Below are 20,471 nucleotides of genomic sequence, written 5' to 3' on the forward strand. Positions count from 1 at the left end.
GCAAATCGCTGAGACTTAGGAGCGTGATCAACCTTTATCGCTATCCCAGCCTCCTCCCAGTGCTTTGTAGATCGCAACGATCGCACGGTATTGATCGGTTTCGCCGAGCGCCTGAGCATCCTCGGCGTTGAGGCGCTCACGCTGTGCGTCCAATAACACTAGATAATCCACGGTCCCTTCTTTGTATTGGATGGCTGCCAGATCAGCTGCTGCACGGCTCGACTCACTCTGCCGGATCAGCGATAGCAGCCGTTGTTGGCGTTTTCCGTAATCACTGAATGCGTTCTCCGACTCTTCCAAAGCCAGCAAAACTTGTTGCTCGTAGGTGGCCAAGGCGCCTTCGGCGTCAGCGTCGGCACCACGAATGCGTGCGCGAACGCTGCCCAAGTCAAATGCCGCCCAGGTGATGCTTGGTCCGAGCCCCCAGGCTCTGGCAGCACTGGAGCCAATCTGCGAACCCCGACCAGCGGTGAAACCCAGAAAGCCGCTCAAGCTCACCCTCGGAAACAGGTCTGCGGTGGCCACGCCGATATCCGCAGTGGCGGATGCCAGTCTGCGTTCGGCAGCGAGCACGTCCGGACGCCGGCGCAGCAACTCGGCTGGATCACCGACTGGCAGCGCTTTCGCGATGGCCGGCAAGTCCGCAGGGGCCAACGATACGCTCAGTTTATCCGGGCGCTCACCCAACAGCGTGGCGATGCGGTTTTGCTGCCGAACCTGCTCCGCTTGTAGCTGCGGAACAGTTGCCTCGACAGCAGCCAGACGCGCATCGGCCCGTACTACATCGAGTTCATTTCCGACTCCGGCATCACGTAGACTAACTGTCACAGTGCGCGAGTCCTGTTGGTTCTTCAGGTTCGCCAATGCGATTTTTTCTCGCAGTTGGGCGCCGCGCAGTTGTCCGTAGGCGTCCACCAATTCGGCGATCATCGTCACGCGCAATTGGTATAGATCGGCCGCTGCTGCGCCCTCCTGCGCATTACTGGACTCCAGTTGACGCTGGATACGCCCAAACAGATCGACTTCCCAAGCCATGTCCAAACCAAGATCGTAACGTTCCTGATTGACTCGGCGCTCCGTTTGGCCCGGCACTTGAGCCCGCCCTTGCTCGCTGCTAATACGGCTTGTGACCACCGGCAAATTGTCATTGCTGACGTCATCGCGTATCGCCCGTGCCGCTTTCCAGCGTGCGAACGCAACACGAAGATCGCGGTTACCTTGCAAGGACTTGCTCACCAACTGATTGAGCGTGGGGTCATCGAACTGTTGCCACCATACCGTTTCAAATCGCGACTGATCGTACTGGCTGGTGTGCGCTGCCGCGATCGTCGCGGGAGCGGTATCGGGTGCCTTGTAGTCCGGACCTACCGTGCAGGCAGCGAGGTCTAGAACCAGAAGGCTGGGTAAAAAAAGCTTAAGAGTGTTCATCAGTGTGCCTCCGGATTCGAAGCGTGGGTTTGCTCAGCCTTGCCAACCTTGCGGGCGTTTTTGCGTTCGATGTAGCGGCGGATCAACACGAAGAACACCGGTGTCAGTAGCAAGCCGAAGAAGGTCACGCCGAGCATCCCGGAGAACACCGCAACGCCCATGGCACGGCGCATTTCCGATCCGGCACCGGTCGATGTCACGAGCGGAATCACACCCATGATGAACGCAAACGAAGTCATCAGAATCGGGCGCAGACGCATACGGCAGGCTTCAAGCACCGCGTCCAGTGGCGACAGCCCTTGATCCTGTTTGTCCTTGGCGAACTCGACGATCAGGATCGCGTTTTTGCACGCCAGGCCCACCAGTACGATCAGGCCAATCTGGGTGAAGATATTGTTGTCGCCCTTGGAGATGATTACACCCGCAATCGCCGACAACAGGGTCATCGGTACAATCAGGATCACCGCTAACGGCAGGCTCCAGCTTTCGTACAGTGCCGCCAATACCAGGAACGCCAACAGTACGCAGAGCGGGAACACCAGCAACGCGGTGTCGCCGGACAAAATCTGCTGGAAGGTCAGGTCGGTCCATTCGTAGGTCATGCCGTTGGGCAGTTCCTCCTTGAGCAGTTTTTCTATCGCTGCCTGAGCCTGGCCGGAGCTGTAGCCCGGTGCCGCGCCGCCGTTGATTTCCGCTGTGATAAAGCCGTTGTAGTGCATCACCCGATCCGGGCCGGAGGTCGGCGTGACCTTGACGAAGGTCGCCAGCGGGATCATCTCGCCACGGTCGTTGCGCACCTTCAACTGGCCGATCTGTTCAGGCTCCTGGCGGAACTGCTGTTCAGCCTGGACGTTGACCTGATATGTGCGGCCAAATCGATTGAAGTCGTTGGCGTACAGCGAGCCGAGATAGACCTGCAAGGTGTCGAAAATATCGCTAATCGCCACGCCGTGAGTCTTGGCTTTCTCGCGATCGATGTTTGCTTCGACCTGCGGCACGTTGACCGTGTAGCTGGTGAACAGGTTGGCCAATTCCGGTACCGAACGGCTTTTGGTGATGATGTTCATGGTTTCCTTATACAGCTCGTCGTAGCCCAAGTTGCCCCGGTCCTCGATCTGCAAACGGAAACCACCGATGGTACCCAAGCCTTGTACCGGTGGTGGCGGGAACACCGCGATGTAGGCGTCCTGGATGCCGCCGAACTTGGCGTTCAGCGATGCGGAAATCCCCATCGCCGAAAGGCTCGGGTCGGTGCGTTCTTCGAAGTTGCTCAACCCGATGAACGCGATACCGGCGTTCGGGCTGTTAGTGAAGCCGTTGATCGACAGGCCCGGAAACGCCACGGCGCTGTCGAAGCCCGGTTCGTTCATGGCGATGGTGCTCATGCGACGGATTACATTCTCAGTGCGATCCAGGCTGGCGGCGTCTGGCAATTGGGCGAAGGTCACCAGGTACTTCTTGTCTTGCGTCGGCACGAACCCGGTTGGGGTGGTGCTGAAGCCCATGTAGGTCATCGCGATCAGGCCAGCGTAAATCAGCAACGCAACGCTACTGCCCCGAATGATCTTGGCTACTGCCACCACATAACCGTGGCTGGCCTTTTCGAAGAAGCGGTTGAAAGGTTTGAACAACCAGCCACCTAGCAAACGATCGAGCACTTTCGAGAAGCGATCCTTCGGCGCGCCGTGGGCCTTGAGCAATACCGCCGCCAGTGCCGGCGAAAGGGTCAGCGAGTTGAATGCCGAAATGACCGTCGAGATGGCAATGGTTAACGCGAATTGCTTATAGAACTGCCCGGTAAGGCCAGAGATGAACGCCGCCGGTACGAATACCGCACAGAGCACCAATGCCGTGGCGATGATTGGCCCCGTCACTTCGCCCATGGCTTTCTTGGTCGCTTCGATCGGCTCCAGCCCGCCCTCGATATTTCGCTCGACGTTCTCCACCACCACGATCGCATCGTCGACCACGATACCGATGGCCAATACCAGTCCGAACAGCGACAAGGCGTTAAGCGAGAATCCGAGCAGGTGCATCACGGCAAAGGTACCGATCAGCGAAACAGGTACCGCGACCAGGGGAATGATCGAGGCGCGCCAGGTTTGTAGGAACAGGATTACCACCAGCACCACGAGAATAAGGGCTTCGAACAGGGTGTGGACCACCGCCTCAATGGAGCTACGAACGAAGATAGTCGGGTCGTAAACGATCTCGAAATCCATGCCTTCCGGAAAGTTTTTCTTCAGCTCGGCCATTTTCGCCCGCACCTGGTTAGAGATGTCGATGGCGTTGGAACCGGGGCGCTGGAAAATCGGCATCGCTACCGCTTCCTGGTTGTTCAGCAAGGCGCGCAAAGCGTACTGGTTTGAGCCGAGTTCAACTCGGGCGATGTCCTTCAGGCGCGTTATTTCGCCGTTGGCACCGCTGCGAATGATCACGTTTTCAAACTCTTCTTCAGTGACCAGCCGTCCCTGGGAGTTGATCGACATTTGGAAACTGGTGGCATTCGGCGCCGGTGGCGCACCGAGTTGCCCAGCAGCGACCTGACGGTTTTGCTCACGTACCGCGCTGACTACATCAGTTGCGGTCAGATTGCGCGAAGCGGTCTTGTTTGGGTCGAGCCAAATGCGCAGCGAGTAGTCGCCCATACCGAACAACTGCACGTCGCCGATACCGTTCAGGCGGGCCAATTCATCCTTTACATTGAGGATTGCGTAGTTCGACAGGTAGAGCATGTCGTAGCGCTTGTCCGGCGACACCAAATGCACCAGCAACGTCAGTTCAGGCGAGGCTTTGTCGACGGTAATACCGATGCGCGTCACTTCTTCCGGCAGCTTTGGCTCGGTGCGGGTCACGCGGTTTTGCACCTGAACTTGGGCGTTGTCGAGATCGGTGCCGAGGGCGAAGGTCACTGTCAGAGTCAGGCGACCGTCAGCGGTTGATTGCGAGGACATGTACAGCATGTTCTCTACGCCAGTAATGGCTTGCTCCAGTGGAGCAGCCACCGTTTCCCCAATAACTTTTGGGTTGGCACCCGGATAGTTGGCGTGGACCACCACGGTCGGAGGAACCACCTCGGGGTATTCGCTGATGGGCAATTGGAACAGCGAGATAGTGCCAGCAATTAAAATCAGCAGAGACAGTACGGCGGCGAAAATTGGCCGCGTAATGAAGAACTGGGAAAATTTCATGTCAGATCTCCATTAACCGCGAGGCGAAATCGCAGTTTCCGTCTTCACCAGTTCGGGTGATTTGACAGAGACGGGCGACTGGATGACGGGACGATTACTGGCTTCAATTGCCTGACGCTGGCTCGCCAGTGTGGCAACCGTTTCCGGGCTAGCCATTGGCGCATCCTGCGGATCAATCACCGCGCCAGGACGAACGCGTTGAAGGCCGTTGATGACAATGCGATCTTCTTTCTGCAAACCACTGCGAACGATGCGCAGCCCCTCAAGCTTTGGTCCCAGATCGACGCTGCGATAGACAGCTTTGTTGTCTTTATCGACGACCAGCACAAACTTCTTGCCGAGGTCAGTCCCCACCGCTTCGTCTTTGATCAGCAAGCCGGGGTAGGCAGCGCTGCCGACTAACTTCAAACGGGCATACAGTCCGGGGGTGTACTGACCGTCAGCGTTATCGAATACCGCGCGGCCGCGAATAGTGCCGGTTTTCGAGTTGACCTGGTTGTCGACAAAGTTCATCTGCCCAACGTGGCTGTTGCCCTCCTCGTTTGACAGGCCCATGTACACCGGAGTGGCTTGACCGCGCTGTCCTTGGCGGGAAAGCAGACTGTATTTAAGGAACATGCGCTCGTCAGCATCGAAATAGGCGTAGACCTTATCGGTGGAGACAACGCTGGTAAGCGGCGTGGTGTCAGCGGTGACGATGTTGCCGGCGGTGATTTCCGCCCGACTGACTCGACCGGTGATCGGTGCGGTAACGCGGGTGAAACTGAGGTTCAAGCGTGCGAGATCCAGCTGCGCCTGAATGGCATCGACAGCGGCCCGCGCTTCTTGTGCAGTGGTAGTGCGAGTGTCGGCTAACTCTGCGGAAATCGCGTTGCTGCTTAACAAGCGCTGGCCGCGCTGAGCTTCATTGCCTGTGCGAACCAAAGTTGCTCGGGCTTGTTGCAGCTGCGCTTCGATGCGATGGACTTCATGTTCGAACGGACGTGCATCAATCTGAAACAGCAAATCACCTCTTTTTACCAGCGCACCATCGGTGAAGGCCACACGGTCGATCTGACCCGAAACCCGAGGACGAACCTCGACGGTTTCTGGCGCCTCCAGTCGAGCGGTGACTTCATCCCACTCGGTGATGGGCTGTTCGAGCACCTTGGCAACGGTGACGTGTGGCGCTGCTGAAGCCAACGCTGCATCAGGTGTGCGGTCACACGCTGCCAGAACTGTCAGGGCCAACGCAGCAAGAGGATAACGCAAAGGTTTTAGTGACTGTTCCATGGGATGTGTCCGCCAGACGGGTTTAGGGATTTGTGGATTCTCGGCCTCACGCGAGGCCTCGACGAATTGAACGGAGTGAACTTAGGTATCACTATTAATGATAGGCATCATGTTTAAAGCCGAAAGAAGAATTGGCCCTGTTCAACCCTTGGTATCCGCAAGAGCAACACAAACAGAATCAAGCGCCGGGCCCAGCATTTGCGCTGCACTTAAAGCTCTAGGCGTTGGCACCATTGTGCGACCATTGCGCTCAAACAATGGGTCGTTGAACAGCCTACGAAGTCGGATCAACGCAGCGCTCACCGCTGGCTGGCCGAGCGATAGCCTCTTACCTGCACGAGTTAAGTTACGTTCCTGGATGAGCGTTTCGAAGACAACGAGCAGGTTCAAATCGATACTGCGCAGCTCATTACGTTTCATGGGACAGATCCCCGTATAGATTTTGACTAGAGTCGCAGACTCGGGACACGCCTAGCATCGCGGAGGCCCAATAGACGTTCTTCTACGACGTTATATGATCACCGTAATCAATGCTAGCATCGTAGCAAACCGGTCCAAGCAGGTTCGCCTGTCCTAGAGGAACACCTCATGAAAGTCACGAAAGAACAAGCGGCGGCGAATAAGGAGGCGATCCTCACCGCTGCATCCCGCCTATACCGCGAAAAAGGTATAGATGGAATTGGCATTGGTGAACTCTCACGATCAGTGGGTCTGACCCATGGCGGATTTTACGGACAGTTTCCTGGCGGAAAGGAACAGCTAGCATCGGAAGCCGTCAGCAGAACCTTCGAGTCAAACATCCAGGAGTGGCAGAGCGCAAAATCCATCTCAGAACTCATACAGGGTTACTTGACGCAAGCGCATCTGGATAACTGGATGGAGGGCTGCCCCATCCCCGCTTTAGGTGCAGACGTCGCTCGCACTGGCGGTGCAGTCAGCAGTGCGTTTACCAAAGGTATTGAGGACTTGATTGAAACGCTGATGGCGCTGGTCAAAGGCGAAACTCATGACGAGAAGTACCGGGAATCTCTTCGCATACTTTCCTCAATCGCTGGTGCAATGCTGATTGCCAGAGCGCTGGACAGCCCTCAATTATCTGAGCAGTTCTTGCAGTCGGTCATCAGTGGCTGGCCTGCCGCGCCTGAAAAAAAGAGCGGGCTGTAAAGCGCCGCTCAAAGGATGAAAACTAAACCCCGAAGAACATCATATGAGTCTTCCTGGGCTTATCAGGTATGGAACGGCACCCACATCATCTTCACTTCGACATTCAGTAGGCCTGACTTAACCGTTGGATCGTCAGTGCCGATCTTGATGGCTTCTTCGAGGTCAGCGGCCTTGAAGATCGTCATGCCACCGTCTGCCAGCACACCGTTAAGGCCACCGGCTTTCTCCATGAACGGCCCGCTGAGCACGGTGAGACCTTTCTCCTGCATTTCGATCATGTAGCCCACGTGATCCATGAACCCAGGCTGTTCGTTGTACTTAACGCCTTGAACCCAGTTCGGGCCCGGCGATTGGAAGGCGACAAAGTAGTGCGGGCCGTTTTCGTCAATCATGATTGTTACTCCAAAAGGAAAATGGGGGATTCAAAAGCGATGTGCTGTCAGGTATGGAATGGGACCCACATCATTTTGACTTCGAGGTTTAGGAAGCCGGACTTGACCGTTGGATCGTCGCCGGCGATTTTTTTTGCGTCTTCAAAATCAGCGGCCTTGAAAATCGACATGCCGCCGTTTGCCAACACTCCATTGAGCCCGCCCGCCTTTTCCATGAAAGGGCCGCTGAGCACAATCAGCCCCTTCTGATGCAGTTCGATCATGTAATTCACATGAGTCATAAATTCAGGTTGTTCGTTGTATTTCACGCCCGGTACCCATTTCGGCCCTGGGGTGTGAAAGGCTACAAAATAGTGTGGCCCGTTTTCGTCAATCATCGTTTTGCACTCCAGAAGGATAGTTTGTTTAGAAAGAATGATTATTGAGGGAGTAAGAAGTCGTGCCCGGCCAGAGGGCCGCCGGCCTGTTGCATTTTTCCACCCTCTTTGAGTCCCCCGAGATCGACGGTGCGAAAGCCAATCTTGTGAATAAACTCGGTCACGAATTCTTTGGCTTCGCTGTCATCGCCTGACACGAACAGCACCCTTCGGCCTTGGTTGTGGACGGGGCCAGCATTGAAGTTAGCCATTTCAAGATTGTTGAACGCCTTAACCACCCTCGCTCCCGGTGCCAGTTCGGCAACAATTTCACTCGCGCCACGCCCTCCAAGGTCGTCAAACACCCACTCGGGCGTTGTCTCCAAAAACGGGTTAGTAGCATCAATTAGGATTCGGCTGTTCCAAGCTGGCAGTCCGTTGAGAACTGTCTTGATAGTTGTCCAAGGCGTAGCTAGCAGCACCACTGGTGCTGCGGCGGCTTCGGCGAGCGTGACGACGGAAGCCTTAGGCCCCAACTGCGACAGTGCATCGCCCAATTTAGTCGCTCCGCTGCGATTACTCAGCAAGACCTCATGGCCCTGATCAATCGCGTGCTTAGCAATGGACAGCGCCACAGTGCCCGAGCCCAACATCCCAATTTTCATAAAAGCGACCTCATAAGCGATGCGTTAAATCGGGGGAAATGTTTTTTGGAGTGATCACTCCGATATGCAATACTATGGCGATGGAAATCCCCTCGTCAAGGAATATTGGAGTGATTGAACCAAAATTATCTGAACCCAAAAAACGTGGTCGCGGGCGGCCATCGAATTTCGACCGGGCGATTGCCGTACACCAAGCAATGAAATTGTTTTGGGAGTCGGGCTACGAAGGCACATCCTTCGAAAGCCTGATTGCGGTTATGGGAATCAGTGCGTCGAGCTTTTACAACTCGTTCGGGGGTAAAGAGCAGCTCTACGCAGAGGCGACTAATGCCTATCTGGCAGCGTCAGGTGAGTGGTTTCTCGGCATCTTGAATGATGCGACTGACACGCGAACCGCCTTCAGACGATTGATGGAGGCGACCGCTACCGAGTTCACCCGAGACGATCTACCCTCCGGCTGCATGATTTCCGTAGCATGCGTTCACGTTCCTCCAGCGTTGCATTCGGTTCGCGAAATGATGACCGAGCACAGATCGATGGCACGCCATGCAATGGAGGCGAGGATTCAGCGCGGCATCGATGAAGGTGACGTGTCCGCCGACACCAATGTCAAAGCATTAGCCGCCTACTTCAATGTGCTGGCCCGAGGATTGGCTGTGCAAGCCAGAGATGGTGCAACTTCTGACCAACTTCTGGAGATCGTGCAGGTCGCCATGCAAGCGTTTCCAGCTGGCCTAGAGCTTTAGTCTGGCCCTCTAAGCCACGGATTGTTCTGGAACTCTTCCACTAGGAAATCCACCATCACGCGGGTCTTCTGTGGGATCCAGGATGAGGCAGGCATCACCGCATAGATGGGAACGAAAGCGGCGTCGTAATCTGTCAGGAGCCTAACCAATCTACCGGCCTCCAGATCCTCGCCGCAGGCCGACAATGGCGCTCTCAAAACTCCAAGCCCTGCGATCGCGGCTTCGCAAAGCGCTTCAAACACGTTCACCCGATAGGATCCCTGAACTTCAACCGACACTATCTCACCGTTGACATCGCTGAACGTCCACTCGAAAGGCGTCGGGTTGCGCAGGTAAATCAGGCACGGTACGCGAGCCAAATCGCGAGGATGAAGAATCGCTGGATGGTCCTCCAGGAACGCCGGCGAGGCTACGGTGACCGGTTGCAGAGCACCAAGTTTTCGCGCTTGGTGAGAGCTATCTTTCATTTCGCCAACGCGGATAGACACGTCTACGCCATCGCGAATCAGATCTGTCGCCGAATCACTCAGGAAATGCTCCAACACAATGTCGGGGTAGCGCTGGAAAAAGCGCGGCAGTAACGGAGTCAATTGCTTTCGCCCGAGCAGAATTGGTGTAGCGATACGTAAGGTGCCTGAAGGCGTCTGACGGGTATTGAATACATCTCCTAAAGCCATGGCGTATTGCTCAAGAATAAGCTTCGCCTGCTCATAAAACCGCTCACCGGCATCGGTCAAAAACAACCGGCGGGTGGTACGTGAAAATAGCTTCGCCTGTAACTGTTTTTCCAAATCGGTAATTTGCTTGCTGACCGTAGATTGACTGATCGACAGCTCAATCGCCGTGCGCGAAAAGCTGCCGATCTCGACAACCCTCACGAAGATTTCTAACGCCGAAAATCTGTCCACACCGCCCCTCTACCGCTGTCATACCCGGCCTGCATATATATTCCGGCCGGCGATAAATTTTATCGCCGGCCAACCAATTATCACTTTTGAACCGCTCTATTAGTCTGGCTCTGCGCAACGCTCTTAACATTCAGTTTTATGGAGTCAGTCATGACCATCAGCATCTACGGCGACAGTGGTTCCGGCAGTTTTCGCCGCGTATGGACCGCTGCAAAACACATGGGCATCCAGTTCGAACATATCCCGGTCGACTTGTTGAAAGGCGAAAGCCAAGCGCCGGAATTTCTGGCGATCAGCCCGGTCGGTCGCGTACCGGTCTTGGTCGATGGCGATATCGTCATCTCCGAAGCTTCGGCCATCAACCTCTACTTGGCGGAGAAGTTCGACTCGCCGCTGTTGCCCAAGGGCACCGCCCGGTATGAAACCTTGCAGTGGATGTTCTGGTCCGCTGAACACTGGCGCGTATTTTCGTCCTACCTGTTCAACGAACGCATCGGCAAACGCGTGATGGGCGTGGCGGAAGACCCGACTATGGTCGAGTTCATCTTCACCAACATCCGCAGCAACGCCGCCATGCTCGACAAACACCTCGAAGGCAAAAAATACATCGTCGGTGACCAGGTGACGCTGGCGGACTTCGATATCGCAGCACCGTTCTCGCAGATGGCCAGAACCAAAACGCCGTACGATGAATTCCCGAACATCATGGCTTGGCAGCAACGCCTGCTGGATGAAGTTCCGGCCTGGAAAGAAACCAAAGAGCTGCTGGACGACCGCATGGACCGCGCGTTTTCCGCGTTCGGTATCACGTTCTGATCTGACTTTGCGGGGGCGCCGAACATCGGCGCCTCCTCAACCAAACCGTCAGTGAGCCCCGTTGATCTCTAACAACACCTTGCCGCCTTTTTGAGTGTGGACGATGGCGTCCTTAAAGGCTGCCAGCGGATACACCTTTGCAACCGGTACTTGCAGACTTCCGGATCTGATCAACTCGACCGCTTCATGCAATATTTCAGGCACTTTCACCCTGAATGCGGGTTTGTTCTGATAAAAGTTGTGCATCGTGATGCTCTTTCTCATCAGCGGCCTGAGATCTCCCGGTGCAGACATGTCGCCGCTCATTTGTGCGTAGTTGACCAACGATCCCCCAGCCGATAACGCGCTAACCAATCGCGCAGTCGCCACTCCGCTGATGCCGCAGAGCGCCAAGCGCACTGCACCGTCACCGACCATGTCTTGAACGCGCTCAGTCGCATCATTTTCATCCACCAAAACAATGTCTCCACCAGCCGCTTCCACCTCAGCGACTTGCTCCTGTCGCCGCACAAAATTGACCGTCCGTAACCCGCGCCCCTTGGCGATGGCGATCACCGCCCTCCCCACCCCGGAGTTCGCGCAATTCTGCACCACCCAATCGCCGGGTTGTAGGTCAACGAATTCACTCAGCAAAAGTGCCGCTGTGGGCGGATTGATACGCAACATGGCGAGCTGCTGAATATCCGCGTCCACGGGCAAAGCGAAGAGATCTGCGGCGGGAATGACCATCCGCTCCCGCCAAGTAAAGCTATAGAGCGGTGGCGTCACGCGATCCCCGACCTTCACGTTGTCCACGCCCGCGCCAACGACCAACACGATCCCGACGCCTTCGTTGCCGACAACACTCGGTAATGGCGGATGCACCGGAAACTTACCGCCGAACAACAGTAAATCGTTGTGGTTAACTGGGGCGAACTCGACACCGATCAACACCTCGCCCGGTCCGGGCGGCGGTGGCTCAGCGATGTCGACCAACTCCAGACTTTCGAGGGGGTCGCCATAAGCGTTGATCTGGATCGCTTTCATTTGGAGTACCTGCGTGAGGGTTTAAATGTCCATGCCGGACACCTATCATAGTGATCGCCCGCAAAAGTATCCATTCTATTGGAGGCGATCACAATGAATGGCTCAGTGTAGTTCAGGAGTAATGCGTGAAGGTTTCAAAAGAACAAAATGCTTACAACCGTGAAGCGCTCATCGCTGCGGCTTCCAGCCTGTTCCAGACGCAGGGCTTCGCCGCCACTGGCGTCGCGCAAATCAGCGAAGAGGCGGGACTGACCCAGGGTGGTTTTTACGGACATTTTAAATCTAAGAGCCGGTTGGTCGAAGCTGCTTGCCGGAAAGCTATGGCCAACGGTCGCGACTCATGGCGCGCCATGATGGGGCCGGCTGCGAATGACTTGGAAACGCTAATTGACGCCTATGTGTCCCCCGAGCACGTCGAGGCCGTCGCTGAGGGCTGTCCGATGGCTGCTTATACATGCGAAATCAAAAGTCAGGATGAAGCCATCCAAAACACTTTCACCCACGGTTTTGAGGACATGGTCGCAATCCTCCAGGAAGTGCTGGCTCGGGATTTCGCGGATGAAACTGCTCGTCGCGAAGCATTGTTTTTCATGTGCAGTATGGTCGGCAGTGTCGCCATCGCGCGGGCGACCAAAACCACGAACCCTCTGCTTGCTGATGAAATCATTACGGCAACTAGAGAGAATCTGAAGGCGGTTGCCAACTCAGCCGGTTCCTAAGCATCTGACAGCTCGGCGTGAGTCAGATGAGTTACCGCCGTCTCCAAAATTTCAGCTGACAGCGCCGGGCGCGATGCCATTCTCGACAAGGTGAGCGCCCCCATCATCGTGCACATCGCGACGAGTGCACGAGCGCGTTCCGACTCGCCTTTCTCAGATTTAGACTGAGCGACCAATAACTCGATGATCCTTTCCAGACCTTGGGTCGCGACCTGCTTTACCTGCTCGTTGCTCCGGACCAGTTCGCTCCCAAGCGCCGCATAGGGGCAGCTTTGCTCCAAGGCATCCCGGTGTAGAGGCGAAAGGTAATGGTCCACGATTGCATCAAAGCCTCCGTCGTCAGCGACCTTCTCCAGCTCTGACATTAGTCCGTCAACTGCTGCGCCGCATGCCTCTGCCACGACCTGATCCTTGGACTGAAAGTGGCGGTAGAAGCCGCCGTGCGTCAGGCCCGCCGCAGACATCAAACCAGAAAGTCCCGTCCCGCCAATACCGTTCTTGCGAAACTCGACGCTGGCAGCATCAACGATTCGTTGCCGGGTCTCGCTGGTTTCCTGCCGTGATTTGCGCATGCCAAAAATCCTGATCAATGGTGTTTGACTTAGATGTTACTTAACATCTATATTTATGACGAGCGTAATATTTAATCTTTCGCACCATAACCTGAGGCTACCAACATGACGCAAGCTACCATTCTCGTAACAGGCGCTACTGGGTACACCGGTCGTAGAACTGTTGAAATCCTCACCTCTAAAGGTGTTCCGGTCAGGGCCCTGGTGCACAAGGAAGATGAACGTTCGGCAGCGCTTCGTGCAATGGGCGCCGAAGTGGTGCTCGGTGATCTGCTGGATTTGAACGCCGTGCGCAGCGCACTTGAAGGTGTTCACACCGCGTACTTCGTATACCCAATTACCCCCGGCTTGATTGATGCGACTGCTCGTTTCGCCCAAGCAGCGAAGGAAGCCGGCGTCGAAGCCGTCGTCAACATGTCGCAGATTTCCGCGAGACGCGAAGCCAAGAGCAATGCGGCGCTCGATCATTGGACGGCCGAGCGGGTCTTCGATTGGTCAGGACTGGCAATGACTCACCTACGCCCAACCTATTTTGCACAGTGGCTGATCTATCCTCATTTCCGCTCGCACATCTTGGAAAAAGGTGAGATCCGCCTACCATTTGGTGAAGGCCGCCACGCCCCAATCGCCGCTGAGGATCAAGCCCGTCTGATTGCCGCCATTCTCGAAAATCCGAGCCAACATGAAGGCCAAACCTACACCCTGCATGGCCCTACCGAGTTGAATCAGCAAGGTGTCGCCGACGCTATCGGCGAAGTGCTGGGGCGCAAGATCGCCTATCAGCAAATCAGTCTTGAAGAATACAAACACGAACTGCTTGAAGCAGGTTTACCTCCATTCGTCGTTCAACATCTGGTCGAAGTAGCGTTGGATTACCAGCATGGTGTGTTCGAAGGCGAAGACAAGATCATTCGAGAAGTCACCGGACAAGCGCCAATGACCGTGCAAGAGTTCGTCACTCTTCACAAAGATCTGTTCGACGTATGAAGACGGTGAGTTGAGCCCGTGTCATGCGCGGGCTCATCCTCCCTGAAAAACTTCGCGCTTGATCACGTTGATCGCGGGGCGCCCCGATGACAACGTTCTGCCTTGACACATTCATAGTGACCGCCTTCAATAAATCATGAAGGCTATTGCTCGTTATCTGTTGCTGAGCAATCGCAGGTGCTGCTGGATTTCCATTGAATTGGAAACCCATTCCCAAGTGGCTGATTTGCACGGGAACAAAACGGGGAAGAAAAATGAAAAGCCTCAAGCGCAGTGAGTTGTCACGCCGCGACGTACTCAAGCAATCCATGGTCTTGGCAGCAGCAATGGCGGCGATCAATCATGGCTCCGCTTGGGCAGCCACTTCAGAGTCGCCGGCACCTCCCAGTAACCCAAAACTCGCATCAGGTTTCACTGAAAAGATCGTGTTGAAGGACGGTCACCGAATCTACGTTCGTGACTATCCCGGCAAAGAACCTGCATTTGTCCTGCTGCACGGCTTTCCCGATAACTGTCGTATCTACGAAGATCTGGCCCCACGTCTGAGCGCCGCTGGCCGTCGCGTTATTGCTTTCGATTTTCTTGGCTTCGGTGCGTCCGACAAACCGACAGACTTCCGGTATGACTTTGAACAGCAATTGGCTGACTTCAACGCTGTGGTCAATGATCTAAAATTGAATTCAGTCATCCCGGTTGGGCACGACGCGGGAGGTCCGGCAGCGGTTAACTTCGCATTGGACAATCAGGACCGCGTTGCCTCTCTCGTACTGCTCAACTGTTATTACGCAAACGCCTCCGTATTGGCCTTTCCCGACTTCATTGAACTGTGCTGCAATCCGAAAACCAAGCTTTTGGCCCACGCGATGATGACGGACCCTAAGCAAGCAGCTTACCTCTTCAATTTTCAGCAGGGCCTACTGTTGGCCAACATGACGCCGGCAATGAGGACGCGCTTCGAAACGGTGTTGCAACCTATCATTGCGCACAACTTCACCCAGCAGCCGAGTGCAATGCCCGCCTTCCTGGCCATGACCGGGAATGCGTACGCAAACCTTGCGGCAAATGACCGGCGCCTTCCTGAACTGGCTAAATTCAATAAGCCGGTCAAACTGATCTGGGGTGGTCTGGACAAATACCTCAACACGGCCGTCGCTAAAGATATCGCCAGCCATTGCCCTCACGCGACGCTGACGACACTCGATGCAGAACATTGGCCGCAGTTCGATCTGCCTGACGAGGTCGCCAAGCACATGTTGGCCTGACCTTACCCTGTTCATGTCATGCTGATTTATTCCGCCTATCGATAGGTTTTATCGTGGCTCGGGCAATTATCGCCCGCCCTTCTCCCGGTTATTTTTGGCTCAAGACTCATCAACGAATGTCTTCAGCCATTACGGGATTCAGCATGACAAAATTATTTACCGGCAAAGTCGCCTTGGTAACCGGCGGGTCGCGCGGCTTAGGCGCAGCGACCGCCAAGGCCCTCGCCGAGCAAGGCGCAGACGTAGCCATCAGTTACGTGTTCGCCGAAGAGCAGGCACTCAACGTGATTGAGTACGTGATCGCTCAAGGCGTGCGAGGCGAAGCATTTCAAGCGGATCAGGCGGACGTCGACGCCGCGCAATCGCTCATTGATCGAGTAATGGCCAAGTTCGGCCGTATCGACATCCTCATCAACAACGCCTCCATCGATCAGCTGGGCAGAGTCGATGATCCCGCCCGCGACGCCGAAGCATTCGATCGCTTCTGGGCCGTTACGCTTTCGGGGTTCATGGCCACTGTGCGTGCGGCGTCCAAAGTACTCAGCGATCAGGGCCGAATCGTGATGATCGGTTCTAACCTGGGCAACCGACCTGGCATGTCGGGTATCGCCGATCTCGCGGCCTTGCGTGCAGCCATCGATGGCTATTCCAGAGGGGTCGCCCGTGACCTGGCCGAGCGCAACATTACTGTCAACGTGGTGCACGCCGGGTTTATGAAAACCGACCTCAACGCGCATCTGCGCGACGCTTTGGCGCCTTTGGTAGAGCGCTTGTGTTTCCCGCGATTTGGCCGACTGGAAGAAGTCGTTGCACCCATTCTCTTTCTAGCCAGCCCTGCCGCTTCCTACATCACTGGAACAATCATCGATGCCGATGGCGGCTACAACATCTAGTCGCCGCAGCACGCGGATGGCTCGGCTGAAATTACTGGGGAATACAGCATGAAAAAGCTTGAAGGGAAAATTGCACTCGTCACCGGTGGCACCTCTGGCATTGGTTTGGCGACAGCACGCTTGCTGGTCGAAGAAGGCGCGCACGTATTCATCACGGGTCGTCGTCAGGCTAATCTGGATGAAGCTGTCCGTTCGATCGGGCGCAATGTGACAGGGGTCCAAGGCGACACGAGTAATCTTGATGACGTGGATCGGCTGTTTAAACTCATCACCGAAGAGAAAGGCCGGCTCGACATGGTATTTGCCAATGCGGCAGCTCAAGCCAGCGCGCCGTTGGGGGCGATAGACATCGAGCAGTACAGTCGTGTTTTTGACGTAAACGTGCGCGGCACTTTGTTTACCGTACAGGGCGCTTTACCGTTGTTGTCGGACGGCGCTTCCGTTCTGCTGATGGCATCCGTTGCTGGGTCAAAAGGCAACCCAGGTCGAAGCATCTACGGAGCTTCGAAGGCGGCGGTTCGATCATTTGCACGGTCGTGGGCCAATGACCTCAAGTCTCGTAACATCCGTGTTAACGCGATTAGTCCTGGCCCCACTGATACTCCCGCATTCGATTCACCGGGAGGAGCCGAGCAGACCGCTCAGATCAAGACCCGGATTGCATCGACCATTCCACTAGGTCGAATGGCCCGTTCTGAAGAAATCGCCAAAGCAGCCGTTTTCCTACTTTCCGACGACAGTAGCTTCACCACGGGCTCGGAAATGTTCGTGGATGGCGGCTTCACCCAGATCTAGAGTGCTATCGGCCAATCCCCATTGGGCGCTAGGCAAATATCTAATTTAGAACAGTAGAAGGCTTGGAGGCGCCGCTTCATCGGCGGCTGCTTCCGGTCAAGCTGTCTCTCAGCTCATACGATTTTATGGACCGCCTCATTTTCCTCGTAAGTCCGACGGAAAATTGCCCCGGCTTTCGCACAAGTTACTAAATCCCAAATGCGGACTGCTTGCGCCTTTAAAAAAGCCTCTCGGCAATAACACGCCGCGACAGACCATTATCGGGGTTGCTTTGAATAAATTTTGATCCTGCACGTGCCAATGCAGTGAGAAGAACTTAGTCGCAAACGCAACGGAGCGGCGGATGGCTAATCAAGCCACCTGACTGTCCTTTTTCTAATCTCTAGGTGGCAAAATTCAGAGGTACCTATGCTTTCAGAATGGCTCTCCAATCTCCTCACTCATCGAGGATCCCACTATGCCTGGGCCATGGTCGCCGTTACATTTTTGGCTGCCTTGGTAAGTGCCGCAGCGGTAGGTGCACCTGGCATCTTCATCGTACCAATGCAGATGGAATTCGGCTGGAACACTACGGAGATCTCGTCAGCACTTTCGATCCGATTTGTCTTGTTTGGTCTGACGGCTCCATTCGCCGCTGCATTGATGAGCAAATACGGGCCGCGCAATGTCACGGTCGCAGCAATCACCTTAATAATGACCTGCCTCCTTGTGTCGCTCAATATGACGAAGGTCTGGCAGTTAGTTGCATTATGGGGAGTGGGTGTTGGCGTAGGCGCCGGCATGACCGCCCTTGTACTGGGTGCAGTGGTAGCGTCCCGCTGGTTTGAACACCGCAGAGGTCTTGTGATCGGTGTATTGACCGCGAGTAACGCCACAGGCCAGCTTGTTTTCATGCCGCTGCTCGCAAGCATCACCGAACATCATGGCTGGCGTTGGGCGCTCGTTGTACTCTCTGCGATGCTTGCCTTGGCTGCGTTCGCAGTACTCATGTTCATGCGTGACCGCCCGAGCGATCTAGGTCTGCGCCCTTACGGCAACACGAGCACTGATCCAATCGTTGCGCCAGTCGCAAGTGGTGAGTCAGTGTTTATGGCGACTCTGCATACGCTGCGCGATGCATCCAAGACCCGTGTGTTCTGGATTTTGTTCGCCACCTTTTTTATCTGTGGCGCGAGTACCGCTGGCTTGGTTCAGGTGCACCTGATTCCATTGTGCGGCGACTTCGGTATTAATCAAATTCAAGCTTCGGGTCTGCTTGCCGCCATGGGCGTGTTCGACCTGATCGGCACCGTTCTTTCGGGATGGCTCTCAGACCGTTACGACAGTCGGCACCTGCTGTTTTGGTACTACGGACTACGCGGCCTTTCGCTGATTGCATTACCGTATACAGACTTCACGATCTTCGGGTTGTCGGTCTTCGCTATGTTCTACGGCCTCGACTGGATCGCAACCGTCCCACCCACAGTTCGTCTCGCCGTCAACAAGTTCGGGCCAGAGCGTGCTGGCTTGGTGTTTGGATGGGTATTCGCAGGCCACCAAATTGGTGCTGCGGTAGCTGCTTACGGAGCAGGGTGGTCCCGAGTAAATCTGCTGAGCTACCTGCCAGCGTTTTTCACAGCGGGTCTACTGTGCTTGTTTGCTGCGGCAATCATCATGACCATCAGGCACAAGAAGCCAGAATCTGAGTTCGCTACCGCTTAAGATTTGCTAGCGAAGGGTGCCAGCTCAGCGACTGTGTTGAGCTGGAAACCACCGTACGTCCCTGTGCAACTGCATTCGTCGAGTCAAAGATCACGGTATTCTACGAAGCGATCCTCGCGTCTTCGGGTTTCAGCCCTTGCTACCGATCACAATACAGACTGCGAAAAGTGGACAAGTCTTGAAGAAGGAGCGCCGCAATGGCGCTGCTTGATCCCCTGATACCGTTCGAGCAACGACTGCTTACAGTCAAGTTGGAAGGCCCGGCGACGGCATCATGGAACTCCGCATGGATCACCAATGTGATCAAATCACATCCTAGGGTCTTCCCACGGATACTCTTCAACACCAAATTCAATGCCGCCACCCAAGCCTTTTACGTGCAAAGCGAATTCATCATTAATGAATTCGCCTTCATCGGCTTCAAAAGACAAATCTAATTCTATAGAAAATTCTTTTTCTTCTTCCTCTTGCCGCTCAATAGAATCAAACGTATAGAGGATGTCATCCTCCTTATCGTAATGACCATTCGCAGTGTCTGGGCCGCTGACATTTACTAGAAACTTCACAGTTACGTCGAATACGACCTTGCAGCTTTCATCATCCAAATGAACTATTTGAGGTTCAAAGTCTTCAATTTCAGCCACTTCGAATGTATCTACTTCAGCATCTTCCCACGTAGACGAGTTATAGCTATCGGCATCTTCTAACTGAGATTTTATTTGCGCTATGATTTCTTGCTTCTTAATATTCAAAAACTGCTCAACGAAATGAGATCTATCGTCGTTGTGTTTATTATATATATCTAGTAGCCCACTAAGAGTTTCAATGTTTACGAACCTCTCATTCGCCTCGCAAAACGCTTTGTGGTCAGGGTCCGCAGAAACAACGTAGACCTTTTCCTGCCCTTCCAAAGCAGAGCGTATAGCAAGGAGAGAGAACGCATCACGAAATTCGTTAGGCTTTTGAGTGCTAAATGGACTGACATGATTAAAGAACATGTCAATAATCTCATTTCCATCTACGCGACTCATGTCAACGACAGTGGCATTCGAAGCTTCAATAAAATCCTCAAATGCTTTTAGCGCTTTTGCCTCTAGATCGTCTTCATTGATTTCCGTAAAAAGGCTTTTTATACTCTCGTCATCATACTCTTTAAGGACGGCGGCTTTTCGTCGGAAATTCTTGATGCCTTTGAGTGCCTCTTTGATGTGATCAATAATCTTTCGTCGCACTTCATTAACCACGATTGTGGTAGTGATGTGGCTCAGTTGATTATCGCTGCACAATTCCTCAAAAGACTTTATTGTACTAGAGTTGAAATCAAGATTTGCTTTGACAAAGAATTCCGTATCTATAAATACCTTGCGCGTAACTAACGGCATCTTCCTGTACTCCTTCAGGTCCATTGCGCTACTTTCGCACCAGCACGAAAAAAAGTCGATAGTGACCGCTCGGCTGAGTAGGAGGTGGCTGAGAAGCCTTCACACCCCGTGGCACACCAAGGGCAGAACTTCTGCGAGCACACCTCCTCTTTGCTGGCAGTAATTCACCAATCTCTTAGAAATGGATGACTGCAAT

The 20,471-nt window shown here is 54.6% G+C and carries 20 protein-coding genes; 9 read left to right on the plus strand and 11 right to left on the minus strand.

Annotated features, from left to right (window positions below; all coding sequences use genetic code 11):
• Positions 1-27: 27 nt before the first annotated feature.
• From AB4O01_RS11070 to AB4O01_RS11085, 4 genes are all read right to left on the minus strand, one after another.
• Positions 28-1,428 (minus strand): efflux transporter outer membrane subunit, encoded by a 1,401-nt coding sequence (locus AB4O01_RS11070; protein WP_460091725.1) that lies wholly within the window; start codon positions 1,426-1,428, stop codon positions 28-30.
• A complete protein-coding gene (locus AB4O01_RS11075) occupies positions 1,428-4,619 on the minus strand; it encodes an efflux RND transporter permease subunit (RefSeq protein WP_150734411.1) in 3,192 nt (1,063 codons plus the stop codon). The genes AB4O01_RS11070 and AB4O01_RS11075 overlap by 1 nt, the downstream gene beginning before the upstream one ends.
• A gap of 12 nt (positions 4,620-4,631) precedes the next feature.
• A complete protein-coding gene (mexE, locus tag AB4O01_RS11080) occupies positions 4,632-5,891 on the minus strand; it encodes a multidrug efflux RND transporter periplasmic adaptor subunit MexE (protein WP_460091727.1) in 1,260 nt (419 codons plus the stop codon).
• A gap of 141 nt (positions 5,892-6,032) precedes the next feature.
• Complete coding sequence (locus AB4O01_RS11085; protein ID WP_092280725.1) at positions 6,033-6,311, minus strand: LysR family transcriptional regulator; 279 nt, start codon at positions 6,309-6,311, stop codon at positions 6,033-6,035.
• Between the two features lie 168 nt (positions 6,312-6,479).
• Between AB4O01_RS11085 and AB4O01_RS11090 the strand changes: the two genes are divergently transcribed.
• On the plus strand, positions 6,480-7,055 hold the full coding sequence (locus tag AB4O01_RS11090; RefSeq protein WP_150734413.1) for a TetR/AcrR family transcriptional regulator: 576 nt from the start codon (positions 6,480-6,482) through the stop codon (positions 7,053-7,055).
• A gap of 62 nt (positions 7,056-7,117) precedes the next feature.
• On the opposite strand, the gene AB4O01_RS11095 is transcribed toward AB4O01_RS11090, so the two are convergent.
• The 3 genes from AB4O01_RS11095 to AB4O01_RS11105 are packed head-to-tail and all read right to left on the minus strand — an operon-like array spanning position 7,118 to position 8,468.
• Positions 7,118-7,447 carry a YciI family protein gene (locus tag AB4O01_RS11095; RefSeq protein ID WP_092280721.1) on the minus strand — a complete coding sequence of 110 codons (330 nt, stop codon included), beginning with the start codon at positions 7,445-7,447 and terminating at the stop codon, positions 7,118-7,120.
• 47 nt (positions 7,448-7,494) lie between these two features.
• Positions 7,495-7,824, minus strand: a complete 330-nt coding sequence (locus tag AB4O01_RS11100) for a YciI family protein (protein ID WP_092280719.1) — start codon at positions 7,822-7,824, stop codon at positions 7,495-7,497.
• 41 nt (positions 7,825-7,865) lie between these two features.
• Positions 7,866-8,468: an NADPH-dependent F420 reductase gene (locus AB4O01_RS11105; protein WP_460091731.1), complete on the minus strand. Its 603-nt coding sequence runs from the start codon at positions 8,466-8,468 to the stop codon at positions 7,866-7,868.
• A 110-nt stretch (positions 8,469-8,578) separates the two neighbouring features.
• On the opposite strand from AB4O01_RS11105, the gene AB4O01_RS11110 reads away from it, so the two are divergent.
• A complete protein-coding gene (locus tag AB4O01_RS11110; protein ID WP_460091733.1) occupies positions 8,579-9,214 on the plus strand; it encodes a TetR/AcrR family transcriptional regulator in 636 nt (211 codons plus the stop codon).
• Here AB4O01_RS11110 and AB4O01_RS11115 read toward each other — a convergent pair.
• Complete coding sequence (locus AB4O01_RS11115; protein WP_150734415.1) at positions 9,211-10,122, minus strand: LysR family transcriptional regulator; 912 nt, start codon at positions 10,120-10,122, stop codon at positions 9,211-9,213. The genes AB4O01_RS11110 and AB4O01_RS11115 overlap by 4 nt on opposite strands.
• 150 nt (positions 10,123-10,272) lie before the next feature.
• On the opposite strand from AB4O01_RS11115, the gene AB4O01_RS11120 reads away from it, so the two are divergent.
• Positions 10,273-10,938, plus strand: coding sequence for a glutathione S-transferase family protein (locus AB4O01_RS11120; RefSeq protein ID WP_212621873.1), 666 nt, complete (start codon positions 10,273-10,275; stop codon positions 10,936-10,938).
• Positions 10,939-10,986: 48 nt separating this feature from the next.
• Here AB4O01_RS11120 and AB4O01_RS11125 read toward each other — a convergent pair whose 3' ends face one another.
• Positions 10,987-11,964, minus strand: coding sequence for a zinc-dependent alcohol dehydrogenase family protein (locus tag AB4O01_RS11125; protein WP_460091737.1), 978 nt, complete (start codon positions 11,962-11,964; stop codon positions 10,987-10,989).
• A 125-nt stretch (positions 11,965-12,089) separates the two neighbouring features.
• Here AB4O01_RS11125 and AB4O01_RS11130 point away from each other — a divergent pair, with 125 nt between their 5' ends.
• Entirely contained in the window at positions 12,090-12,683 is a 594-nt protein-coding gene (locus AB4O01_RS11130) for a TetR/AcrR family transcriptional regulator (protein WP_460091738.1), read from the plus strand.
• Here the strand turns inward: AB4O01_RS11130 and AB4O01_RS11135 are convergent.
• The gene (locus AB4O01_RS11135) at positions 12,680-13,255 is read right to left on the minus strand and encodes a TetR/AcrR family transcriptional regulator (RefSeq protein ID WP_460091739.1); all 576 of its coding nucleotides are present in this window, start codon (positions 13,253-13,255) and stop codon (positions 12,680-12,682) included. The genes AB4O01_RS11130 and AB4O01_RS11135 overlap by 4 nt on opposite strands.
• A 105-nt stretch (positions 13,256-13,360) precedes the next feature.
• On the opposite strand from AB4O01_RS11135, the gene AB4O01_RS11140 reads away from it, so the two are divergent.
• The 5 genes from AB4O01_RS11140 to AB4O01_RS11160 all read left to right on the plus strand — a co-directional run bounded on the left by AB4O01_RS11140 (position 13,361) and on the right by AB4O01_RS11160 (position 18,893).
• Positions 13,361-14,242: an NmrA family NAD(P)-binding protein gene (locus AB4O01_RS11140; protein ID WP_460091741.1), complete on the plus strand. Its 882-nt coding sequence runs from the start codon at positions 13,361-13,363 to the stop codon at positions 14,240-14,242.
• A 254-nt stretch (positions 14,243-14,496) separates the two neighbouring features.
• A complete protein-coding gene (locus tag AB4O01_RS11145; RefSeq protein WP_460091742.1) occupies positions 14,497-15,504 on the plus strand; it encodes an alpha/beta fold hydrolase in 1,008 nt (335 codons plus the stop codon).
• 143 nt (positions 15,505-15,647) lie between these two features.
• Positions 15,648-16,397, plus strand: a complete 750-nt coding sequence (locus AB4O01_RS11150; RefSeq protein ID WP_460091744.1) for an SDR family NAD(P)-dependent oxidoreductase — start codon at positions 15,648-15,650, stop codon at positions 16,395-16,397.
• A gap of 48 nt (positions 16,398-16,445) precedes the next feature.
• Complete coding sequence (locus AB4O01_RS11155; RefSeq protein ID WP_460091745.1) at positions 16,446-17,192, plus strand: SDR family NAD(P)-dependent oxidoreductase; 747 nt, start codon at positions 16,446-16,448, stop codon at positions 17,190-17,192.
• 408 nt (positions 17,193-17,600) lie between these two features.
• Positions 17,601-18,893, plus strand: a complete 1,293-nt coding sequence (locus AB4O01_RS11160) for an MFS transporter (RefSeq protein WP_460091748.1) — start codon at positions 17,601-17,603, stop codon at positions 18,891-18,893.
• 308 nt (positions 18,894-19,201) lie between these two features.
• On the opposite strand, the gene AB4O01_RS11165 is transcribed toward AB4O01_RS11160, so the two are convergent.
• Positions 19,202-20,275, minus strand: coding sequence for a PIN domain-containing protein (locus AB4O01_RS11165; protein WP_460091750.1), 1,074 nt, complete (start codon positions 20,273-20,275; stop codon positions 19,202-19,204).
• Positions 20,276-20,471 lie beyond the last annotated feature (196 nt).

The sequence above is a fragment of the Pseudomonas sp. S2_E02 genome (assembly GCF_054668355.1).